Below are 18,798 nucleotides of genomic sequence, written 5' to 3' on the forward strand. Positions count from 1 at the left end.
AACGCAGGTCCGGCCTCGATGCCGGACCGCGCATAAAGTAATCAAGTTATGACCGGCTTGACCTCGTCCGGCCTGCGCTTTCAGCGCAGCGGTCCTCGTCTCAGCGGCACGGAGTACGCGAGGTACTCCACTCACGCCAGCGTTTAAACGCGGCGTATAACTTTATTCAAGAGACGAAGGAGACAACATCATGAAGTCCGCGCACTCGGTCCAGAACCGTTACGCCCAGCCACGCCTGCTGCTCACCGCCATTAGCCTGGCCGTGCTCACGCTGGCCAATCAGGCCGCAGCACAAACCGCCAGCGACGATGCCAACATGACCCGTATCGAAGTCACCGGCTCCAGCATCAAGCGTGTGGCCAGCGAAGCTTCTCTGCCGGTCAGCACCATTAAAGCAGAAGACCTGGTCAAGCAAGGCATGACCACGCTGGCAGACGTCATGATGGCGCTGCCGCAATCGGCATCGCTGGCGCCGTCCAACGCCGGCTCCGGTACAAACATCAACCTGCGCGGCCTGGGCGTGAACCGCACCCTGGTACTGCTCAACGGCCGCCGCCTGGCCAACGAAGCAATCGCCGACGGCTACGCCAACCTGGATGTCATTCCGATCAGCGCGATTGCGCGTATCGAGATCCTGCGCGACGGCGCCTCCTCGATCTATGGCTCCGACGCAATCGGCGGCGTGGTCAACTTCATCACCAAGACATCGTCCGAAGGCGCATCGATTACTGCGCAAGCCGTGCAGCCTGAGAAAAAGGGTGGTGGCGATGAACAGCGTCTGAGCGCCACCTGGGGCAAGGGTAACCTGGAACGCGATGGCTGGAGCTTCTACGCCACCATCGACGCGCACCAGCGTACGCGCCTGGCACAATCGGACCGCGCTTATCTGAGCACCGCCGATCAGCTGACCGCACTGGGTCGCGCACCGACTCTGGGCACCGGCGGCAATGCCACACCGGCCAACTTCACCACGCCGACCAACAAGACCGCGCAAAACCCCTACGGCACCAAGGGCTGTCTGGCGCCGTACTCCATCACCGGCCAGAAAAATACCTGCGTCCTGGATAACAATGAATACGGCACCGCGCTGTATGCCAACCAGCAGGTTACCTTCTACGCACGCGGCGCAAAGAAAATCAGCGATGACCATATCGTCACCGTCGACTATTCGCGTGGTGAAGAGTTCATCCTCGGCACCAAGAACCCGACCAACGCCGTCAACGTCAACGGCGTGGCAGCGATTCTGCCATCGACCAGCAAATGGTACCCGGGTGGCAGCGGCGGCGTGCCAGCAGTGGCGGGCCTGAACAATGCTCCGTTGACCCTGACCTGGGCCGTGGCCGATCTGGGCCTGGCCACCACCAAAGACGTGCAGCTCAACCAGCGCCTGGCCATCAGCGACGAAGGCGTGATCGCAGGCTGGGACTACAAGGCTGGCCTGGTGATCGGTGTGTCTCAGCGCGACAATTACTACTACTCGGGCTACGTCAAAGGCCAGGGCCTGCTGGACGGCCTGAAGAACGGCAAGCTGAATCCATTCGGCCTGCAGGATGCGGACGGCAAAGCCTACCTGGCTACCATCAGCGTCGACGGCGCCAAAAACCGCACCTCCAAATCGACTTTCACCGGTGTTGACGTTACCGCCAGCCGCGCGCTGATGGACCTGCAAGGCGGTTCGCTGGCACTGGCACTGGGCGCCGACTTCCATCGCGACACCACCGAAGACACCAAACTGCCAATCGGCGGCGAGGTCACTTACGCCAACGCCTCGCCGGCGCATGGTGAAGGCGCGCGCAATGTCGCTGCGCTGTTTGCCGAGGTGAACGCGCCTGTCACCAAAACGCTGGAACTGAACGGCGCCGTGCGTGCCGACAAATTCAGCGACTTCGGCACCACCGTCAATCCCAAGCTCAGTTTCCGCTGGGAGCCATCCAAGACCTTGATGTTCCGTGGCTCGGCCAATACCGGCTTCCGTGCACCGACCCTGTTCGACCGCTACGGCTACCGTCTGCCAGGCGCCACCACCACCACGGCAGCGAAGTGGGATGATCCAGTACTGTGCCCTGGCGGTACGCCGGGCGTGGCTGGCACCGGCACCGCGCTGCCTGGCCTTGTCGCGTCAACCGTCTGCAACACCACCTTGCCTAAACAGACCGGCTCCAACGCCAGCCTGGTCCCAGAGAAGTCGAAAGGCTACACGCTGGGTGTGGTAATGGAACCGGTGAAGAATGCGATGGTGTCGTTCGACTACTGGAACATCAAGATGACCAATATGCTGGCCAACCTGCCAGAACAGGTCTACTTCCTGGACCCGGTGAAGTATGCATCATACTTCGTGCGCAATGCCGATGGCACCATCAACTACATCAACAACACCACGATGAACCTGGGCGGCCAGCGTGCAGCAGGTGTGGACGTTTCGGGTTCGTACACCTTCCCGAAAACGCCATACGGTGAATTCAAGGTTGCGCTGGATGGCACCTACCTGACCCAGTTCGACAACCAGCTGTATGACGGCAGCCCGTTCGCGTCGAACATCGGCCAGTTTGGCCTGGCCAGCAACGGCACCACCTCCAGCTTCCCGATCATCACCTATCGCTGGAAGCACACGCTGAAGCTGAATTGGGCGGCCGGCAACTGGAACACGCAACTGACCCAGAACTACAACTCGAAGTACACCGACCAGAATCTGGTGGCCAAGCCGTACTGGCGTAACATCAACTCGTACAAGGTGTGGAACTTCACGACCACGTACAATGGCTTCAAGAACATTCAGCTGACCGGCGGTATCACCAATCTGTTCAACGTGCCGCCGCCAGCCACCAACAGCAGCTTGTACACCTACGGTTATCTGAGCAGCGCAGCCAGCCCTATCGGCCGCGCCTACAACGTCCGTGCAACCTACAACTTCTGATGGAAACCTGGTCGCATAAATTGAACCTCTCCGCCTGAGCATTGGGCGCCGGACCGCAATCACGGCCGGCGCCCTTTTTTATCCGGACAATACATGAAACACCTCATCACTTCCCTCGCCGCTGCCACCCTGCTCGCCAGCGCGGCCCACGCAGCCGACAAGCCAGTACGTTTCATTCTGGTAGGCGATTCCACCATGGCCAGCAGCAGCGGCTACGGTGACGCATTCTGCGCGCGTGTGAACCGCGCCAATACCTGCATCAACCTGGCCAAGGGTGGCCGCAGTTCCGGCAGCTTCCGCGCCGAAGGCCGCTGGGACGAAGTCGAAGGACTGCTGCGCGGTGCAGCCGCCTACCGTACAACCTATGTGCTGATCCAGTTCGGCCATAACGACCAACCGGGCAAGCCAGGCCGCTCTACCGATCTGAAAACTGAATTCCCCGTTAACATGGCGCGCTATGCGCAGGAAGTGAAAGCACTCGGCGGCATACCAGTGCTGTTGACGCCATTGACCCGCCGCACCTTCAAGGACGGTGTTTTGGAAAACAACCTGGCGCCGTGGGCCGACGTAATTCGCGCCACCGCCAATGCGCAAAAAACGCCGCTGCTGGATCTGAATGCGGAAAGCTACGCGGCCGTTCAGTCCATGGGGCAGGATGAAGCGGACACGCTGGCCATGGCGCCGCGCCCAGCCGATTACGATACCCCAGCCGCCGGTAAAGTGGAGGTTGCAGGCGCTGCCAGGACAGCCTTCGACCGCACTCACCTCGGCGTCAAAGGTGCAGCCTATTTCTCGCGCATGGTGATGGAAGAGGTCAAGCGCGCCATACCGGAAACGTCCAATCAGTTCAAACCGGAGAGCGAACAGTGACGAGGCGCTCAACGTCGGCCACCCGGCGCCATGCGACGAAGGCTATTGCCGCCGCGCTGCTTGCCGCGCTATGCACCGCGCCAGCCTGCGCGCAGGACACACGCAAGGTCACGGAGCCGGTCGCGCCACCGTCGTGCTTCCTGCTGACCGACACCGCGCCAGGCGGCGATGATACCGCGCGCATCCAGTCCGCGATTGACCAGTGCCCCGCCGGCCGCGCCGTGCGTCTGGCCGGCGTCTTCACTGCCGGCCCGTTGAAACTGCGCAGCGGCGTAAGTCTCATCATTGACGCCAACGCCATCCTGCAAGCCAGCGCCAATCCAAAACTGTATGACCGCGGCGCCAATACCTGCGGCACCATCGACCAGCAAGGCCGCGGTTGCAAGCCATTCATCACCATCGACAACGCCAGCTCCAGCGGCATCTACGGCCCGGGCGCCATTGATGGCCAAGGTGGCCGCGTGGTTGATGGCGGCTCAGAATCCTGGTGGCAGCTTGCCCGCCGCGCGCAGAAAGAGGACGCCCGCCAGAACGTTCCACGACTGATCGAAGTGACCAATTCGCAGGACATCACCCTGCACAACATCGCGCTACGCAATTCACCCAACTTTCACGTAACGCTGAACAAAGTGGACGGTTTCACGGCTTGGGGCGTACGCATTGATACACCAGCCACGGCGCGCAACACCGACGGCATCGATCCCATCTCGTCGCGTAATGTCACCATCGCCCACAGCCATATCCGCACTGGCGACGACAACGTCGCCATCAAAGCAGGCAACAACGGCGGCACGGAAAATATCTCGGTCTTGCACAACCACTTCTACAGCGGCCATGGCATGTCCATCGGCAGCGAAACCAATGGCGGCGTGCGGCGCGTGCTGGTGGAAGACCTGACCATGGATGGCACCACCTCCGGCCTGCGCATCAAGAGCGACGTCTCGCGCGGCGGTGTGGTCGATCAGGTCAACTACCGCAACATCTGTCTGCGCGATGTAAAAGCACCCATCGACATCAGCACCAGCTACAACAAGAAAGCCGATGGCGCGCAAGTTCCCGTCTACACCAACATCCATTTTGAAGATGTGCATAGCGTCACGCCTGGCCGCGTTATCGTGCAAGGGTATGATGAACAACGCCCGGTGCAGGCGACACTGCGCAACGTCAGCATCGCTGGCAAGGCAGAACGCAAGATTGAATTCGCCAGTCTGTCCGGCGAAGCCATCGGCAGCAACGGCAGCGGCACCTGCCGCTTTATCGCCTTCCCCGAGGCCGCGACCAGCACGCGCCCACAGCTGACGAAGGAACAAGCCAGGCAGTATGCCTACAGCGAAGTGCTGAAGTACGTCGGCATCGCCGGCAAAGAAACTGTCGATCCTTGGGACCCGCTGTCCGATCCGCTGGCAAAAGGCGCGTCATTCACGCCCGACTACATCGTCGATAAGAATGCTACCGCCGATGGCAAGCGGAGTTTCACCACCGTCCAGGAAGCCATCAACCGTGCGGTCATCGACAGCGCCGTGAAGCCGGCCAAGCGCCTCTATGTGCTGATGAAGCCAGGCGTGTATCCGGAACTGGTCTACATCCCCGCTTCCGTCGCTCCCATCACGCTATACGGCGAAGGCAAAGAGCCAGCGTCTACCCGTATCACCGCAAGACTGGAAGCCTCCATGACCGGCGCCGCATATGACGCAGCACATGGCGCACAGTTCGCAAATGCACCGGCCGAGATTCAAGCCATGTACACCGGCGTCAAAGCCCGCGAGCAGATCGGCACCTTCGGTACCGCCACCGCCTGGATCAGGAACAGCGGTTTCCAGGCGCGCAATCTGACTTTTGAAAACGGCTACAACAAGGACACCGGCAATGCCCGCGCTGAAGCGCTCCCGAACATCAACAACATCCACCACCAGGCCCTCGCGCTGCAAGTGGATGGTGCGGACAAGGCGCAATTCGAAAACATCCGCCTGCTCGGCTTCCAGGACACGCTCTATCTGAAGTCGCCGCAAATCGGCAGCACCGTGCGCAGCTTCTTCAACAAATCCTACATTGAGGGCGATGTCGATTTCATCTTCGGCGACAGCACGGCCTATTTCTATCAGAGCGAGATCCGTACGCTGGGCGACCGTGGCGTCTCCTACGTGGCCGCTCCAGATACCCACCTGAACACCAAATACGGCTTCGTCTTCGACAGCGTCCGTTTCACGCATGAAGGCAAACGCAGCGACAATTTGTACCTGCTGCGCCAATGGTTCCACAGCTCGCGCTGTACACCGTACGCACCGTTGCCAGTGGAGGGCTACCGCTGCACCTACGGCCCGGGCAACGGCTACAAAACGCCAGTAGGTACGGTGGCCCGCATCTCGCTGGAAGCGGTCGGAAAAATGGTGGTCCTGAATTCGCGTATCGGGGCGCACATCAACAAGCAGCAACCCTGGTCCGACTGGAACAAAAAAGGCACGATCTCCTATCGTCCGGTCCAATACAACTCGGACGATCACTGGAATAACCTGATACAGGCGGGCATCGATCCGGTGAAAGATCTGGGCTACAGCAAACCAGCGGCACCAGCCGACATCTTCCTCGGTGAATTCAATAATTCGGATGAATAAGGATTACAGCATGACCATCAACACCCAGCGCCGCAATCTGATGAAAGCCCTGCCAGCTGCGAGCATGTCATTCAGCCTTCCCGCCGTTGCGGCTACCGCGCCCGATCCATGGCTGCAAGCACAGGCGATTGTCGATTACGTCTCCAGGCCGCTGCATTTCCGCAAACAGGACTTCAATATCACTGCCTACGGCGCCAGGCCGTGCAAGCTAACCAAGGTCACAGCGTGGATCTCGCATGAGGATCAGGACAGTCTGAACACACCAGCCCCAGGCTCGCCGGACTGCTACGCCGCCATCAAAGCCGCGATCGATGCCTGCCACAAGGCAGGTGGCGGCCGCGTAATGATCCCTGCTGGCGACTGGTACTGCGCCGGCCCTATCGTGCTGCTATCGAACGTGAACGTTCACCTGGCCAAAGGCGCGCACGTCTACTTCAGCCACAACCCCGCCGACTTCGCAAAGTACGGCGACATCGATTGCGGCAAGAACGGCAGGCTGACGATTTCGCGCTGGCAGAGCAACGACTGCCTCAACTACTCGCCGATGATCTACGCCTACGGCCAGGACAACATCGCCTTGACTGGCGACGACTGGACCGCGATCCTCGACGGCCAGGGCGGCGTGCCGTTCAACGACGCCGGCGATTGCTGGTGGACCTGGAAAGGCAAACAGAAAACCATCAACTCCATCGGCCAGGGCACCACGCCCAACTTCAAAGCCGGCAAGATGTCGGAGAACACCGAGAACCCGAACAATGCCACCTCGCTGGCCAGCGTGGCGCCAGCACTGACGGAAGAAGAGCGCCTGCTGATTCAGGGTGAAGGCAATAAGTGGCGTGCCGACGCGCAGTATTTGCCGGCATTGTCCGAAGCAGGCGTGCCGCTGTCGAAGCGCATATTCGGCGCCGGTCATTACCTGCGCGCGCCAATGATCCAGTTCATCAGCTGCACCAACGTTCTGCTGCAGGGCTACAAGGTACAGAACACGCCGTTCTGGCAGCACCACCCTGTCCACTGCCGTAACATCGTCATCCGGAATGTGTACGCCCATAGCCACGGCCCTAACAGCGATGGCTTCGATCCTGAAGCATGCGACCATGTGCTGGTGGATGGCTGCACCTTCGATACCGGCGACGATTGCATCGCCATCAAAGCGGGCAAGGACCAGGATACGCAGTATGGCCCTTCGCAGAACATCGTCATCCAGAACTGCATCATGCACAGCGGTCATGGGGGCGTGACGCTCGGTAGCGAGATGGCTGGCGGCATCCAGAACGTCTTCGCACAGAAGCTGGTGTTTGAAAACGCGAACTGGAAAACCAACCCGCTCAACACGGCCATTCGCATGAAGACCAATATGAACCGTGGCGGTTATCTGCGCAACTTCTACGTCCGCGATTGCACGGTGCCGAACGGCGTACAGATTTCGCCCTCGTTCTATGCTTCCCTGCCTGGTTCGCCGATTCAATCGAAGACCGTGGCTACCGCGGCGGGCGCCATCGTTACCTTTGATTGCGACTACACGCCGATCAGCGACAACGTGCGTATTCGGCCGCCGGTGGTGAGCAATATCCACATCTCCAACATCAAGGCCGGCAATGTGACCAAGGATGGCAAGACCGCTTCCTGCTTCCAGGCGATTGTAATTCTGGGGCCGGTGGCGTCGGACTACAACGGGCCGCAGCCCATGCCGCCGGTGTTCCCGGTCACTGACGTCACCATCGCCGATTGTGATTTCGGTACACCGGTGAACACCGAGGCGCCATGGTATCTGTACAACGTCAAAGGCCTGACGTTGAAGAATGTGACCATCGGCGGCAAGGTGCATAACACCACCCTGTCGGCCTGACAGGCGTCGCATCGCCGCAAAAGCAGCGCGGGGGCATTGGCATATACTTGGGCCGGATAACGTCAAGAGGCCTGCCATGCGTCCACTGCTCCCGCTGCTGTTGCTTTCATCCGCCGCCATCGCCCAGGCGGCGCCTGCCGAGGCATTGAAGCCGATGGCTTTTCTGGCAGGTCATTGCTGGAAGGGAGAGTTCCCGGACGGGAAGCAGACGGACGAGCATTGCTTCCAGTGGGCGCTGGACGGACACGCGCTGCGCGATGTCCACACCGTGCGGACACCGGGCAAGCCGGACTACGTTGGCGAGACGCTGTACTACTACGACTCAGCGGCCAAGATCGTCGCCTATCTGTATGTTGAAAATGGCGGCGGCTTCAGTCACGGCACCATGAAACCATCCGCCAACGGTCTCGAATTCCCCGAGGCGAAATACATCAACGGCGCCATGGTGCTGCCCTATCGCGGGCAGTGGACCATCACCACCGACTCCTACGAAGCCTTTAGCGAAATGTACGTCAAGGACTGACGCGGAAGTAGTCGATGTCGATGTGCCCGGCGTCACCGGCGCCGAACAGGCCCATTTGCGCACCGACCCAGCGGCCCATCCTGGCGGTGAACTGGGCGCCGATAGGGATGTACTTGTCGCCGTCAACGCTATACGAAAACTGCGTCACGCCGTTCGCCAGCACCTGCATGCGCAACCAGACCTGCGGCGATGGCAGCTCCGCGCCTGCTTCTTGCTGCTCGTGGCAGTTCTGGTCCGCCTTGTAGCAGCTGACCAGCGCCAGCTGCGTCTTACCATCCGTGCGACGGGTGCCGAGCCACGCGTAATCGGCGCCGTACATGACGAGGCCACCAACACCGCCCTCCACCAAACCAGAGGCATCGACTTTGGTTGTGACAGTGAACATCTGCGCCGGCAGTTTCTGCAGCAGCAGCGATGGCACGTCCCACAGATTGGTCGTACGCGGCTGACCAAACAAACGCAAATGCCCGTCGCCCAGCGCATACCATGACTGCTGCCAGTTCGCATTCCACTGCCATTGCAGACCCAGCGCAGCATCGTTGAACTCATCGCTGGTGGGCAGCGTGGCGACCGCCTGCCCGGTCACCGGCAGGCGATAGCGCGCTACAGGCTGGCCGGCGCTGCCGCCCACATCTTTCCCGATCAATGGCCAGCCATCGCGCCAGACCATGGGCTGCAAATGGACCACGCGGCCATACGCGCGCTGGTCCTGGAAGTGCATGAACCAGTCTTCGCCTTGGGGCGTTTGCACCCACGCACCCTGATGCGGTCCGTTCACCGGCGAACTGCCTTGTGCCATGACGATGCGGTCCTCGTATGGACCATACACGCTACGCGAGCGGAACACCGACTGCCATCCATGCTCAACACCGCCGGCTGGCGCAAACACGTAGTAGTAGCCATCACGCCGATAGAACTTGGGGCCTTCCAGCGTGGTGTACTTGGGCAGCTTGTTACCGTCGATGATTACCGTGCCCTTGTCGTCCAGCAGACGGCTCCCATCCGGCGCCATGCGGCGCAAGGTCAGCACGTTGGCAAAACCTGCGCGGCTTCTGGCCCATGCGTGCAGCAGATAGGCCTGACCGTCTTCATCCCACAGCGGTGCCGGATCAATCAGGCCTTTGCCGGCGGTCAGCAGATTCGGCGCGGACCATGGTCCGGCGAACGAGGTCGCAGTCATCACATAGATGCCAAAATCCGGATCAGGATAGAAGATCCAGAATTTGCCATCGTGATAGCGCAGGCATGGCGCCCACACGCCTTTGCCATGCTGCGGCCTGGCGAAGACTTCCGCTGGTATCAACTGCGGCAATGCGTGACCAACCAGCGTCCAGTTGACCATGTCCCGCGACTCCAGCAGCGGCAGTCCAGGTGCATTATTGAAGCTTGAAGAAACCAGGTAATACTTTTCGCCGACGCGAATCACATCCGGATCGGAGTAGTCCGCATGTATCACGGGATTCTGATATTGCGCGACAGGCGCGGTGCTACAGGCGGCCAGCAAGGCCGCAAAACAAAAAGGGCAGACACCGTGTCAGTATCCGCCCCATCGTCATGCACCAAACAAGGTTTCAGCGACGCCCTTCACTCCAGGGCGCAGCATCACGACCGCGCCGCCCCACTCCGCGTCTTCCGGCTTGCCGGAGACGATGGAGGTGACCAGCAGCGTCTCCAGATCCTTGCCGCCGAAGGCACACATGGACGGCTTCAGCATCGGCACATCGATACGGCGATCCAGCTTGCCGTCCGGCGTAAAGCGTAGCACACAGCCGCCATCGTTCCCGCAGATCCAGTAGCAGCCATCAGCATCCACCGCCGCGCCGTCAGGACGGCCCGCATAGGACGTCATGTCGGCAAACACGCGGCGATTGCCTGGCACGCCGTCGTCGATGTCATAGTCGAACGCCCACACCATGCGACGCGTGGGATGCGAGTCTGACAGATACATGGTGCGGCCATCCGGCGAAAACGCCGTGCCGTTCTGCGTAATCAGCTCCGACACAAACGGCGCCGAAATACCGCGCGCCGCATCGTAGCGGAACAACTGTCCCACTGGCCGGGCGGCGCCCATGTCCATGAACATGGTGCCGCTCCAGAAGCGACCTTGACGATCGCAACGGCCATCGTTGAAGCGCATGCCTTCGCCCAGGCCGGAAACCGGCGTCGCCAGCTTGATCGCCCTGGCGGCAGGCTCTGCGCCCAGCTCCAGGCTGAAGATGCCCGTCTCCATGCCCGCAATCAGTCCACCGCCGGCCTTCGCCGACACGCAGGCGACCATCTCGGCGTTGTCCCAGGAGCGGGCGGCGCCGCTGGCGCCATCCATGCGCCATACGCGCCTGGCCGGAATATCCACCCAGTACCAGGCGCCTTCGGCCGCATTCCAGGTGGGGCTTTCGCCCACCGTGCAGCTAACGCCGCTTACGCGTTCCATACCAGATCGCCGTTGACCACACGGGGAATCTGCTGCGGATTATTGTCCGCCAGCGCTTCGGGCAGCAGGTACGCAGGCACGTCCTGATAGCACACCGGACGCAGGAAGCGGTCGATGGCCGATGCGCCTACCGACGTCGTCCGGCTGTCCGAGGTCGATGGGAACGGACCGCCATGCACCATGGCGTGCGACACTTCAACCCCAGTGCCAAAGCCATTGAACAGGATGCGGCCAACCTTACGTTCCAGCACCGGCAGCAGCCTGGCCGCCAGCGCCTTGTCGTCAGCGGTTGCGTGCACGGCGGCGGTCAACTGGCCTTCCACGTGTTCCGCCACCGCCAGCAGCTCTTCCTCGTTGTCAGCGACCACCAGCAGCGAGGCTGGGCCAAAGATTTCGCCTTCCAGCGCAGCGTCGCTCAGGAAGCGCTTGGCTTCCACCTGGTACAGGAACGCTTGCGCGCCGCATGGCAGATCATTGGTCTGACCGGCCGCAACCTGCTGCACGCCGTCCACGCCCGCCAGGCCTTTCACGCCGCTGGTGTACGCCTTGTGAATACCAGGGGTCAGCATGGTGGTCGCAGGCTTGGCGCCGATGGTGCCGGCGGCGCCGTCCACGAAAGCTTGCAGCTTGTCCGACTTCAGGCCGATCAGCAGGCCCGGGTTGGTGCAGAACTGGCCGGAGCCCAGCGTCAGCGAATCGGCAAACGCCTGCGGCAGCTTGGCGTTATCCAGTGCGCCTGGCAGCAGGAACACCGGATTGATCGAGCTCATTTCTGCGTACACAGGGATAGGTTCCTTACGTGCGGCGGCGGTTTTCATGAGTGCGATACCGCCAGCGCGCGAGCCGGTGAAGCCCACGGCCTTGATCGCCGGATGCGCCACCAGGTTCTGGCCGATGGTCTGGCCCGAACCGATCAGCATGGAGAACACGCCTTCCGGCATATTGCATTCAGCAGCGGCCTGGGCGACTGCCTTGCCGACCAGCTCCGACGTGCCCAGGTGCGCCGAGTGGGCTTTCACCACGACCGGGCAACCGGCTGCCAGTGCCGACGCGGTATCGCCGCCCGCCACCGAGAACGCCAGCGGGAAGTTCGACGCGCCGAACACTGCGACCGGGCCGAGGCCGATTTTACGCAGGCGCAGGTCCGGACGTGGCGCCGGTGCGCGGTCAGGCAATGCGCTATCCAGCGTCGCGGATTGGAAGCGGCCATCGCGCACCACCTTGGCGAACAGGCGCAGCTGGTTGCAGGTGCGGCCACGCTCGCCTTCCAGGCGCGCTTGCGGCAGACCGGTTTCCTGCATGGCGCGCTCGATCAGCGCAGGACCCAGATCCATGATGCGGTCAGCGATGGTTTCCAGGAATTTTGCGCGCGCTTCCAGACCGGTGGCGCGGTACGCATCGAAAGCGGCATCTGCCAGTTCGCAGGCGCGTTGCAGGTCGGCGGCACTGGCCAGGCCGAACGCCGGTTCGATTTCCGCGTTACGCGATGGGTCGATGGCTTTCATCGTGCCTTCCTTACCCAGGACCGCATTGCGGCCGATGATCATTTCGCCTACTACTTGCATGTTGACTCCTTATGTATGAAAAGCGCGGTCGTAGCCGCGCTTTGATTTGATTTTTCCGTAAGCTTAGCGGATTACTGGGCGCCTTGCTTCAGCATCAGCTTATGCAGCATCTCGATTTCTTCGCCGTTCAGATCGGTCAGCGGCGCACGGACCGGGCCTGCATCGTGGCCTGCGAGTTTTGCACCAGCTTTTACGATGGAAACGGCATAACCGGCCTTGCGATTGCGGATTTCCAGGTACGGCAGGAAGAATTCGTCCAGCATGCGGTTCTGCTCGGCTTTGTTGTCCGACGCCACAGCGTGGTAAAAATCCATCGCCAGTTTCGGCATGAAGTTGAACACGGCCGACGAGTACACCGGCGTGCCCAGCGCCTTGTAGGCAGCGGCATACACTTCCGCAGTTGGCAGGCCGCCCAGGTAGCTGAAGCGGTCGCCCATCTTGCGCCAGATCGACACCATCAGTTCGATGTCACCGATGCCGTCCTTGAAGCCGATGAGGTTCGGGCAACGGTCGGCCAGAATCGCCAGCGAGGTTGGGCTCAGGCGGCAGTTGGCGCGGTTGTACACCACCACGCCCAGGCTGGTGGCCTTGCAGACTTCCGCCACGTGTTCGATCAGGCCGTCCTGCGAGGCTTCGGTCAGGTAGTGCGGCAGCAGCAGCAGGCCTTGTGCGCCGGCCTTCTCGGCTTCCTTGGCGTACGCGGCAGCGACACGGGTCGGGCCGCCAACGCCAGCCAGAATCGGCACCTGGCCACGGCAGGTGTCCACTGCGGTCTTGATGATTTCCGGGAATTCCTGCGGGGTCAGCGAGAAGAACTCGCCGGTACCGCCGGCGGCGAACAGCGCGCTGGCGCCGTAGGGAGCCAGCCATTCCAGACGCTCAATGTAGGTCGACTTGCGGAAGTTGCCTTCGGCGTCAAAGTCAGTGACCGGGAACGACAGCAGGCCGGAGGAAAGGATTTTTTTCAGGTCATTCGGTTGCATTACAGTCTCCATATTGACGTCTGGTGAGGATGAAGGCGACCCATTCCGTGTCGCGTTGTATGACATCGTACAACTAGATCTGTAAGGATGCAAGCGATTTAACGAAAACCGTCAAACCGCTACCTCAGCAAATGGGAGGGATCAGGCGTTGCCGGCTTCCTGCTGGGCGCGACGCAGGCGCTCGCGGCTGTTGCTCAGGTGGGTACGCATGGCGGCGCGCGCCGCTTCCGCATCCTTGCGCAGGATGGCGTTGTAGATGTCGTCGTGCTCGCGGTTGACGCGCTCCTGGTAGGCCACCGGATCGTCATGCGTCAGCTGTGCCGAGTCCAGACGGGCACGCGGAATGATGGTGTTGCCAAGATCGCTCAGGATATCGACAAAATAACGGTTGCCGGTGGCCTGCGCGATCAGCAGGTGAAAGGCCTTATCCGACTCCACTGCCCCGGCCCGGTTTTGCGACGTGACGATCCGTTTCAAGGCCGCTTCCATCTGCTGCACCTGCTCTTCCGTGCGGCGCGTGGCGGCCAGCCAGGCGGCTTCCGTTTCCAGGCTGATACGCAGCTCCAGGATGGCCAGCACATCGCCGATGGTGCGGATGGTATCGGACGAGAACAGGTTGGCCGGCTGCGGCTCCAGCACAAAGGTGCCGATGCCGTGGCGGGTCTGCACCAGGCCGGCGGCCTGCAGATGCGAGATCGCCTCGCGCACCACGGTGCGGCTGACGCCGTGCATTTCCATGATGACGGACTCGGTCGGCAGCTTTTCGCCCGGCTTCAGCGTGCCGGCCTGGATGCTGGAAGTGAAGCTCTCCACCACGCCCTGGGCGAGGTTGCGATGCTTCTTTTTAGGCACAAGGGCTGGCGCGGCAGGCGCGGCGGATACTGATACGGTCTGATTCATGGCTGTTTTACTGTTGTATGACGACTATTAGGATACACGCATTGATGTGTACCGCGCTGCGCATATTGCCAGAGTTTCGGACCAAATTGTATCTTCAACATCATTTTCGCCACAATTTAGAGGCGAAAACTTAAACTAGTAGCGCTGCGCTCATGGAGGCGGCTTCGTCGGAGGATTCCAGCAGGATCTGGTCGAGCAAGGCGTTGTCGTCGACAAAGCCCGCCAGCGATGGACTGTCCTGGCCCGCCGTGAACGGTGAACGTACCGGCGCCAGGCGCTTGGCAATCAGCAGCGTATCGCGCAGGCCCAGCGGCGGCGGCGTCAGCGTGGCGCCGCGCAGCGACACGATGGCCTGGGCGACCGGCTCCGGTATCGCCATCTTTTTCATGATCTCGCGCGAGATGATTTCCTGCGCTGCGCCCATCCACTCGGCCGGATCGTCCAGCAGGCCGGGAATCTCGTCGGCGCGCGACAGCAGGTAGAAACCGCCGGCCTCGTGCACAATGCCGGCAAACAGCGCCGTATCGGGATCGGTGGCGGTCAGCTTGCGGCCTACCACATGCGCCAGCGCCGCCACGTGGGCCGTGTGGCGCCACAGCAGATCCGCCTGCGCGCGCAGCCTGTCGTCGCGGATGCGGGCGCCGAACTGGCGCACCACCATCGCCGCAGCCATGGTGTACAGATTGCGATATCCCACGCGCTGCACTGCCGCGCGCACGCTGGTGACCGGCGTGCCGCTGCGGTTGAACACGGCTGCATTGGCCAGCGCCACGGTGCGCGCGGCCAGCAAGGGCTCGCCCAGCACCTTGCGGATCACGTCGTCCATCTCGCAATCAGGATCGGCCAACGCCAGCTGCAGGCGCAAGGCCGCATTCACACTGGTCGGGAAGACCAGCTCGCCACGCGCAGCCTGCGCGACGATCTGCGAGAAGTCTCTTAGTTTTTCCATGGAAACATTATAACGCTTTACCGGCCGGCACCCCTTGCAACTTGCTCGCCGGCGTCCGGCGCCAGCCGCAGCGCATCCGCCAGGCCCAGCAAACTGACCAGCGCCACCAGCAGAAAAGCCAGCCGGTAATCGATGGCAGGCCAGTCGGCAATACCCAGCTGCTGCGCGCTCCAATGCCCGACCCGCACACTCGTCGCCCCCAGCGCCACACCCAATCCCAGCGCGACCTGGAAGGCGGTACTGAACAAGGTATTGGCCGCTGCCATGCGCGCCTGCGGCACATCGGCAAACGCGATCGTATTGAGCGCGCTGAATTGCATCGACCGCGTCAGGCCGCCGACAAACAGCACGGCCGCGATCAGCCACACCGGCGTGGCTGGCGTCAGCCATGCGCAAGCGGCCAGCGCGCTCACATTGGTCAGGCCGTTCACCAGGATCACCGGCTTGAAGCCGAAGCGGCGCAGGATCGGCGTGGTGGCGGGCTTCATCATCAGATTGCCGGCAAAGACGGCAATCACCAGCAGGCCGGAATGGAAGGCGTCCAGGCCAAAACCCAGCTGGAACATCAGCGGCAGCAGGAAAGGCACGGCGCCTATCGCCATGCGGAACAGCGAGCCGCCGATGATCGTGATGGAGAACGTCGGAATCGCAAACGAAGACAAGTCGATGAGCGGATGTGCGGCACGTTTCAAGTGCCAGCCCAGCGCGATGAGCAGCAATGCCCCCATCAGCAGGCAGCCGCCTGCCTCGCGCGAGTCGGGATGCTGGCCGCCGATCACTTCCGCGCCCCAGGTCAGCAGGAACAACGCGCTGCCGCTCAGCAGAAAACCCGGCCAGTCAAACGGCCGCTTGCCGGCAGCGCGGGTGTCCGGGATCAGCCACCACGCTGCCGCCAGTGCCAGCACGCCCAGCGGCAGGTTCAGATAAAAGATCCAGCGCCAGCTTGCGTAGCTGGTGATGAAGCCCCCCACCGGTGGCCCCAGCACCGGCGCCACCAGCGCCGGCCAGGTGAGCGTGGCGATGACCGCGATGAGCTTTTCCTTGGGCGTGTTATTCAGCACCACCAGGCGGCCGACCGGCACCATCATCGCACCACCGGCGCCTTGCAGCACGCGCAGCCAGACGAATTCCGTGAGCGTGTCCGCCATCCCGCACAGCACTGAAGCCAGTGTGAAGATCGCCAGCGCCGCAGCGAATACGCGGCGCGCGCCCAAGCGCTCCGCCACCCAGCCGCTGATCGGAATGAATACACCCAGCGTCAGCAGGTATGCGCTGACGCCGACATTCAAGGCCAGCGGCGCCACGCCAAACGCGTGGGCGATGTCCGGCACGGCGGTTGTGATGACCGTGCCGTCCAGATTCTCCATAAAGAATGCGCCAGCGACCAGCAAGGCGATCCACCTGCGGTTCACCGGCGACTGCGTGCTGCTCTGCATATCGCATCCTGCTTGCGTGAATGCGCCATTTTAGCCGCGCTGCACAATTTTTTCCGCACGCTCGCTTGCAAACGCGAAGTAATCGTTCATATCGTTTAGTGTGTTTTTAATGCCACGATCAATGCACGTTAAAAGAAGAACACACGTGCCAATTCCTCAACTCTGCTATAGAGTCGTACTACAAGCATAAACAACGACAGGAGAACCACTCATGAAGAGAAATGCCGCTTACGCAGCATGCATGTCCGCACTCGCCCTGTTTGCCGGCCAAGCCGCCGCGCAATCCTCAGTCACCATGTACGGCACCCTTGATGTGGGCTGGGACCGTATCGATAAAGGCCAAGGCAATGTCCAGGGCACCGTATTCGGCGTCAGTGGTTCTACCCCAGTCCCCAACAGCATCGCCGCTCCCGCCAGTGTCGCCACGCGCATCAGTCCATCGCATACGCGCCAGAGCAATATCGGCTTTAAAGGCGTGGAAGATCTGGGAGGCGGCTACCGCGGCCTGTTCGTGCTGGAAGGCGGCGTCACCATCGATAACGGCAGTACCGCCAACGATGGCCGGCTGTTCGGCCGCCAGGCGTATGTCGGCCTGACCACGCCAGGCGGCGAAATCAAAATCGGCCGCCAGGCCAGCCCAATGCTGATCGCCTACTATCTGGTGACGCCAGAAGCGCTGGGCAGCACGGACTTCTTCGGCGCAGGCCTGGTGGTCAACACCGTGCAGACCTGGCAGGATAACCAGATCAGCTATGCGCTTAAACAGGGACCATGGACGGCGATCCTGTCGTATGCCACCAACTCGGGTATCGGCACCGGCATCAGCGCCGCGCGCTCGATCGCGACATCGTCGACGCCAGTGGCAACGCCGGGTACCGGCCAGATTGTCGGCGGTGCGACCGCCGGCAGCGAAACGCCGAGCGGCCGCGGTAAAACCACCGGCGCCATGCTGGCCTACCGCACCGAGAACCTGACAGCACTGGGTTCCTACCATCGCAACAACTTCGACAACGTGCCGATTGGCGTGGTGTCCGGCTCCACGCTGGTGCCGCTGTTCTACGGTGAACACTTCACGTCCTACATGGTCTCGGCCAAATACACCTTCCCGGGCGCCGGCACCACGGTGGCTGTCGCTGGCCACAATGCCCAGTTCACCCTGCGCGGGAATACCGATCCTGAAGTGCGTACCTGGTCGGCCACCGTCAAACATCCGGTTGGCGCGTTTGACCTGACGGCGATCTTCCTCGATTCCAAATTCACCAACTACACCCGGGGCAAGGATCGCGGCGTGATGCTGGGCGTGGACTATAACTTCTCCAAACGCACGGCGATCTATACGCGCTTCGGCGGCATCAAGGATAAACGCGGTAACGTGGTGGTGAGCAGCGCAACGCCGCTGCCGCTGGCGGGTGGTCCGGCAGCGATCCTGATCCCGCTCGGGACGCAGGAAGTGCCGCTGTTCTCTGGCGCCGGCCAAAACATCGACGCACGCACCACGATGCTGAGTCTCGGTATCCGCCACTCGTTCTAAAGCACTTCAACCGCTGCCCAGCAGGCGCTTCAACGATTGCGCCGCTGGCAGCGCATCACTCCAGCCAACTCTTTGTCGCAGAAGCTTGGCTGCGCCGACCAGTCGATTTCTTTGTCTAGGCCGTAAAAAAGAAACGCATGAAAGCACGAAAAGCATGCGTCAATGCGAGTTTATCGGGCGAAAAAAAAACGGAGCACTGCCGGTACAGTACTCCGTTAAAGACACACAGCTGAAA

13 protein-coding genes are annotated in these 18,798 nt (G+C 61.6%); 6 read left to right on the plus strand and 7 right to left on the minus strand.

What is annotated here, in order from left to right:
* The first annotated feature begins 190 nt into the window (after nucleotides 1-190).
* From BUA36_RS13620 to BUA36_RS13640, 5 genes are all read left to right on the plus strand, one after another.
* On the plus strand, nucleotides 191-2,914 hold the full coding sequence (locus BUA36_RS13620) for a TonB-dependent receptor plug domain-containing protein (protein WP_072785309.1): 2,724 nt from the start codon (nucleotides 191-193) through the stop codon (nucleotides 2,912-2,914).
* Nucleotides 2,915-3,007: 93 nt separating this feature from the next.
* A complete protein-coding gene (locus tag BUA36_RS13625) occupies nucleotides 3,008-3,784 on the plus strand; it encodes a rhamnogalacturonan acetylesterase (protein WP_072785311.1) in 777 nt (258 codons plus the stop codon).
* The gene (locus BUA36_RS13630; RefSeq protein ID WP_072785313.1) at nucleotides 3,781-6,396 is read left to right on the plus strand and encodes a pectinesterase family protein; all 2,616 of its coding nucleotides are present in this window, start codon (nucleotides 3,781-3,783) and stop codon (nucleotides 6,394-6,396) included. Before BUA36_RS13625 ends, BUA36_RS13630 begins: the two co-directional genes overlap by 4 nt.
* Before the next feature lie 10 nt (nucleotides 6,397-6,406).
* Nucleotides 6,407-8,245, plus strand: a complete 1,839-nt coding sequence (locus BUA36_RS13635; RefSeq protein ID WP_139260549.1) for a glycoside hydrolase family 28 protein — start codon at nucleotides 6,407-6,409, stop codon at nucleotides 8,243-8,245.
* 76 nt (nucleotides 8,246-8,321) lie between these two features.
* Complete coding sequence (locus BUA36_RS13640) at nucleotides 8,322-8,768, plus strand: hypothetical protein (RefSeq protein ID WP_072785317.1); 447 nt, start codon at nucleotides 8,322-8,324, stop codon at nucleotides 8,766-8,768.
* On the opposite strand, the gene BUA36_RS13645 is transcribed toward BUA36_RS13640, so the two are convergent.
* The 7 genes from BUA36_RS13645 to BUA36_RS13675 form a co-directional block, all read right to left on the minus strand.
* Nucleotides 8,758-10,224: a glycoside hydrolase family 43 protein gene (locus tag BUA36_RS13645; RefSeq protein ID WP_229255701.1), complete on the minus strand. Its 1,467-nt coding sequence runs from the start codon at nucleotides 10,222-10,224 to the stop codon at nucleotides 8,758-8,760. The genes BUA36_RS13640 and BUA36_RS13645 overlap by 11 nt on opposite strands.
* 96 nt (nucleotides 10,225-10,320) lie before the next feature.
* A complete protein-coding gene (locus tag BUA36_RS13650; protein WP_072785319.1) occupies nucleotides 10,321-11,199 on the minus strand; it encodes an SMP-30/gluconolactonase/LRE family protein in 879 nt (292 codons plus the stop codon).
* Nucleotides 11,187-12,764 (minus strand): aldehyde dehydrogenase (NADP(+)), encoded by a 1,578-nt coding sequence (locus BUA36_RS13655; RefSeq protein ID WP_072785322.1) that lies wholly within the window; start codon nucleotides 12,762-12,764, stop codon nucleotides 11,187-11,189. Before BUA36_RS13655 ends, BUA36_RS13650 begins: the two co-directional genes overlap by 13 nt.
* Nucleotides 12,765-12,835: 71 nt before the next feature.
* Nucleotides 12,836-13,747 (minus strand): 5-dehydro-4-deoxyglucarate dehydratase, encoded by a 912-nt coding sequence (kdgD, locus tag BUA36_RS13660; RefSeq protein ID WP_072785324.1) that lies wholly within the window; start codon nucleotides 13,745-13,747, stop codon nucleotides 12,836-12,838.
* A gap of 141 nt (nucleotides 13,748-13,888) precedes the next feature.
* Nucleotides 13,889-14,647 (minus strand): FadR/GntR family transcriptional regulator, encoded by a 759-nt coding sequence (locus BUA36_RS13665; protein WP_072785327.1) that lies wholly within the window; start codon nucleotides 14,645-14,647, stop codon nucleotides 13,889-13,891.
* Nucleotides 14,648-14,777: 130 nt separating this feature from the next.
* Entirely contained in the window at nucleotides 14,778-15,596 is an 819-nt protein-coding gene (locus tag BUA36_RS13670) for an HDOD domain-containing protein (protein ID WP_072785329.1), read from the minus strand.
* Between the two features lie 17 nt (nucleotides 15,597-15,613).
* Nucleotides 15,614-17,032: an MFS transporter gene (locus tag BUA36_RS13675; RefSeq protein ID WP_072785331.1), complete on the minus strand. Its 1,419-nt coding sequence runs from the start codon at nucleotides 17,030-17,032 to the stop codon at nucleotides 15,614-15,616.
* A gap of 241 nt (nucleotides 17,033-17,273) precedes the next feature.
* On the opposite strand from BUA36_RS13675, the gene BUA36_RS13680 reads away from it, so the two are divergent.
* On the plus strand, nucleotides 17,274-18,563 hold the full coding sequence (locus tag BUA36_RS13680; protein WP_229215684.1) for a porin: 1,290 nt from the start codon (nucleotides 17,274-17,276) through the stop codon (nucleotides 18,561-18,563).
* Nucleotides 18,564-18,798 lie beyond the last annotated feature (235 nt).

The sequence above is a fragment of the Duganella sacchari genome (genome assembly GCF_900143065.1).
In the GTDB taxonomy this organism is placed as follows: domain Bacteria; phylum Pseudomonadota; class Gammaproteobacteria; order Burkholderiales; family Burkholderiaceae_D; genus Rugamonas; species Rugamonas sacchari.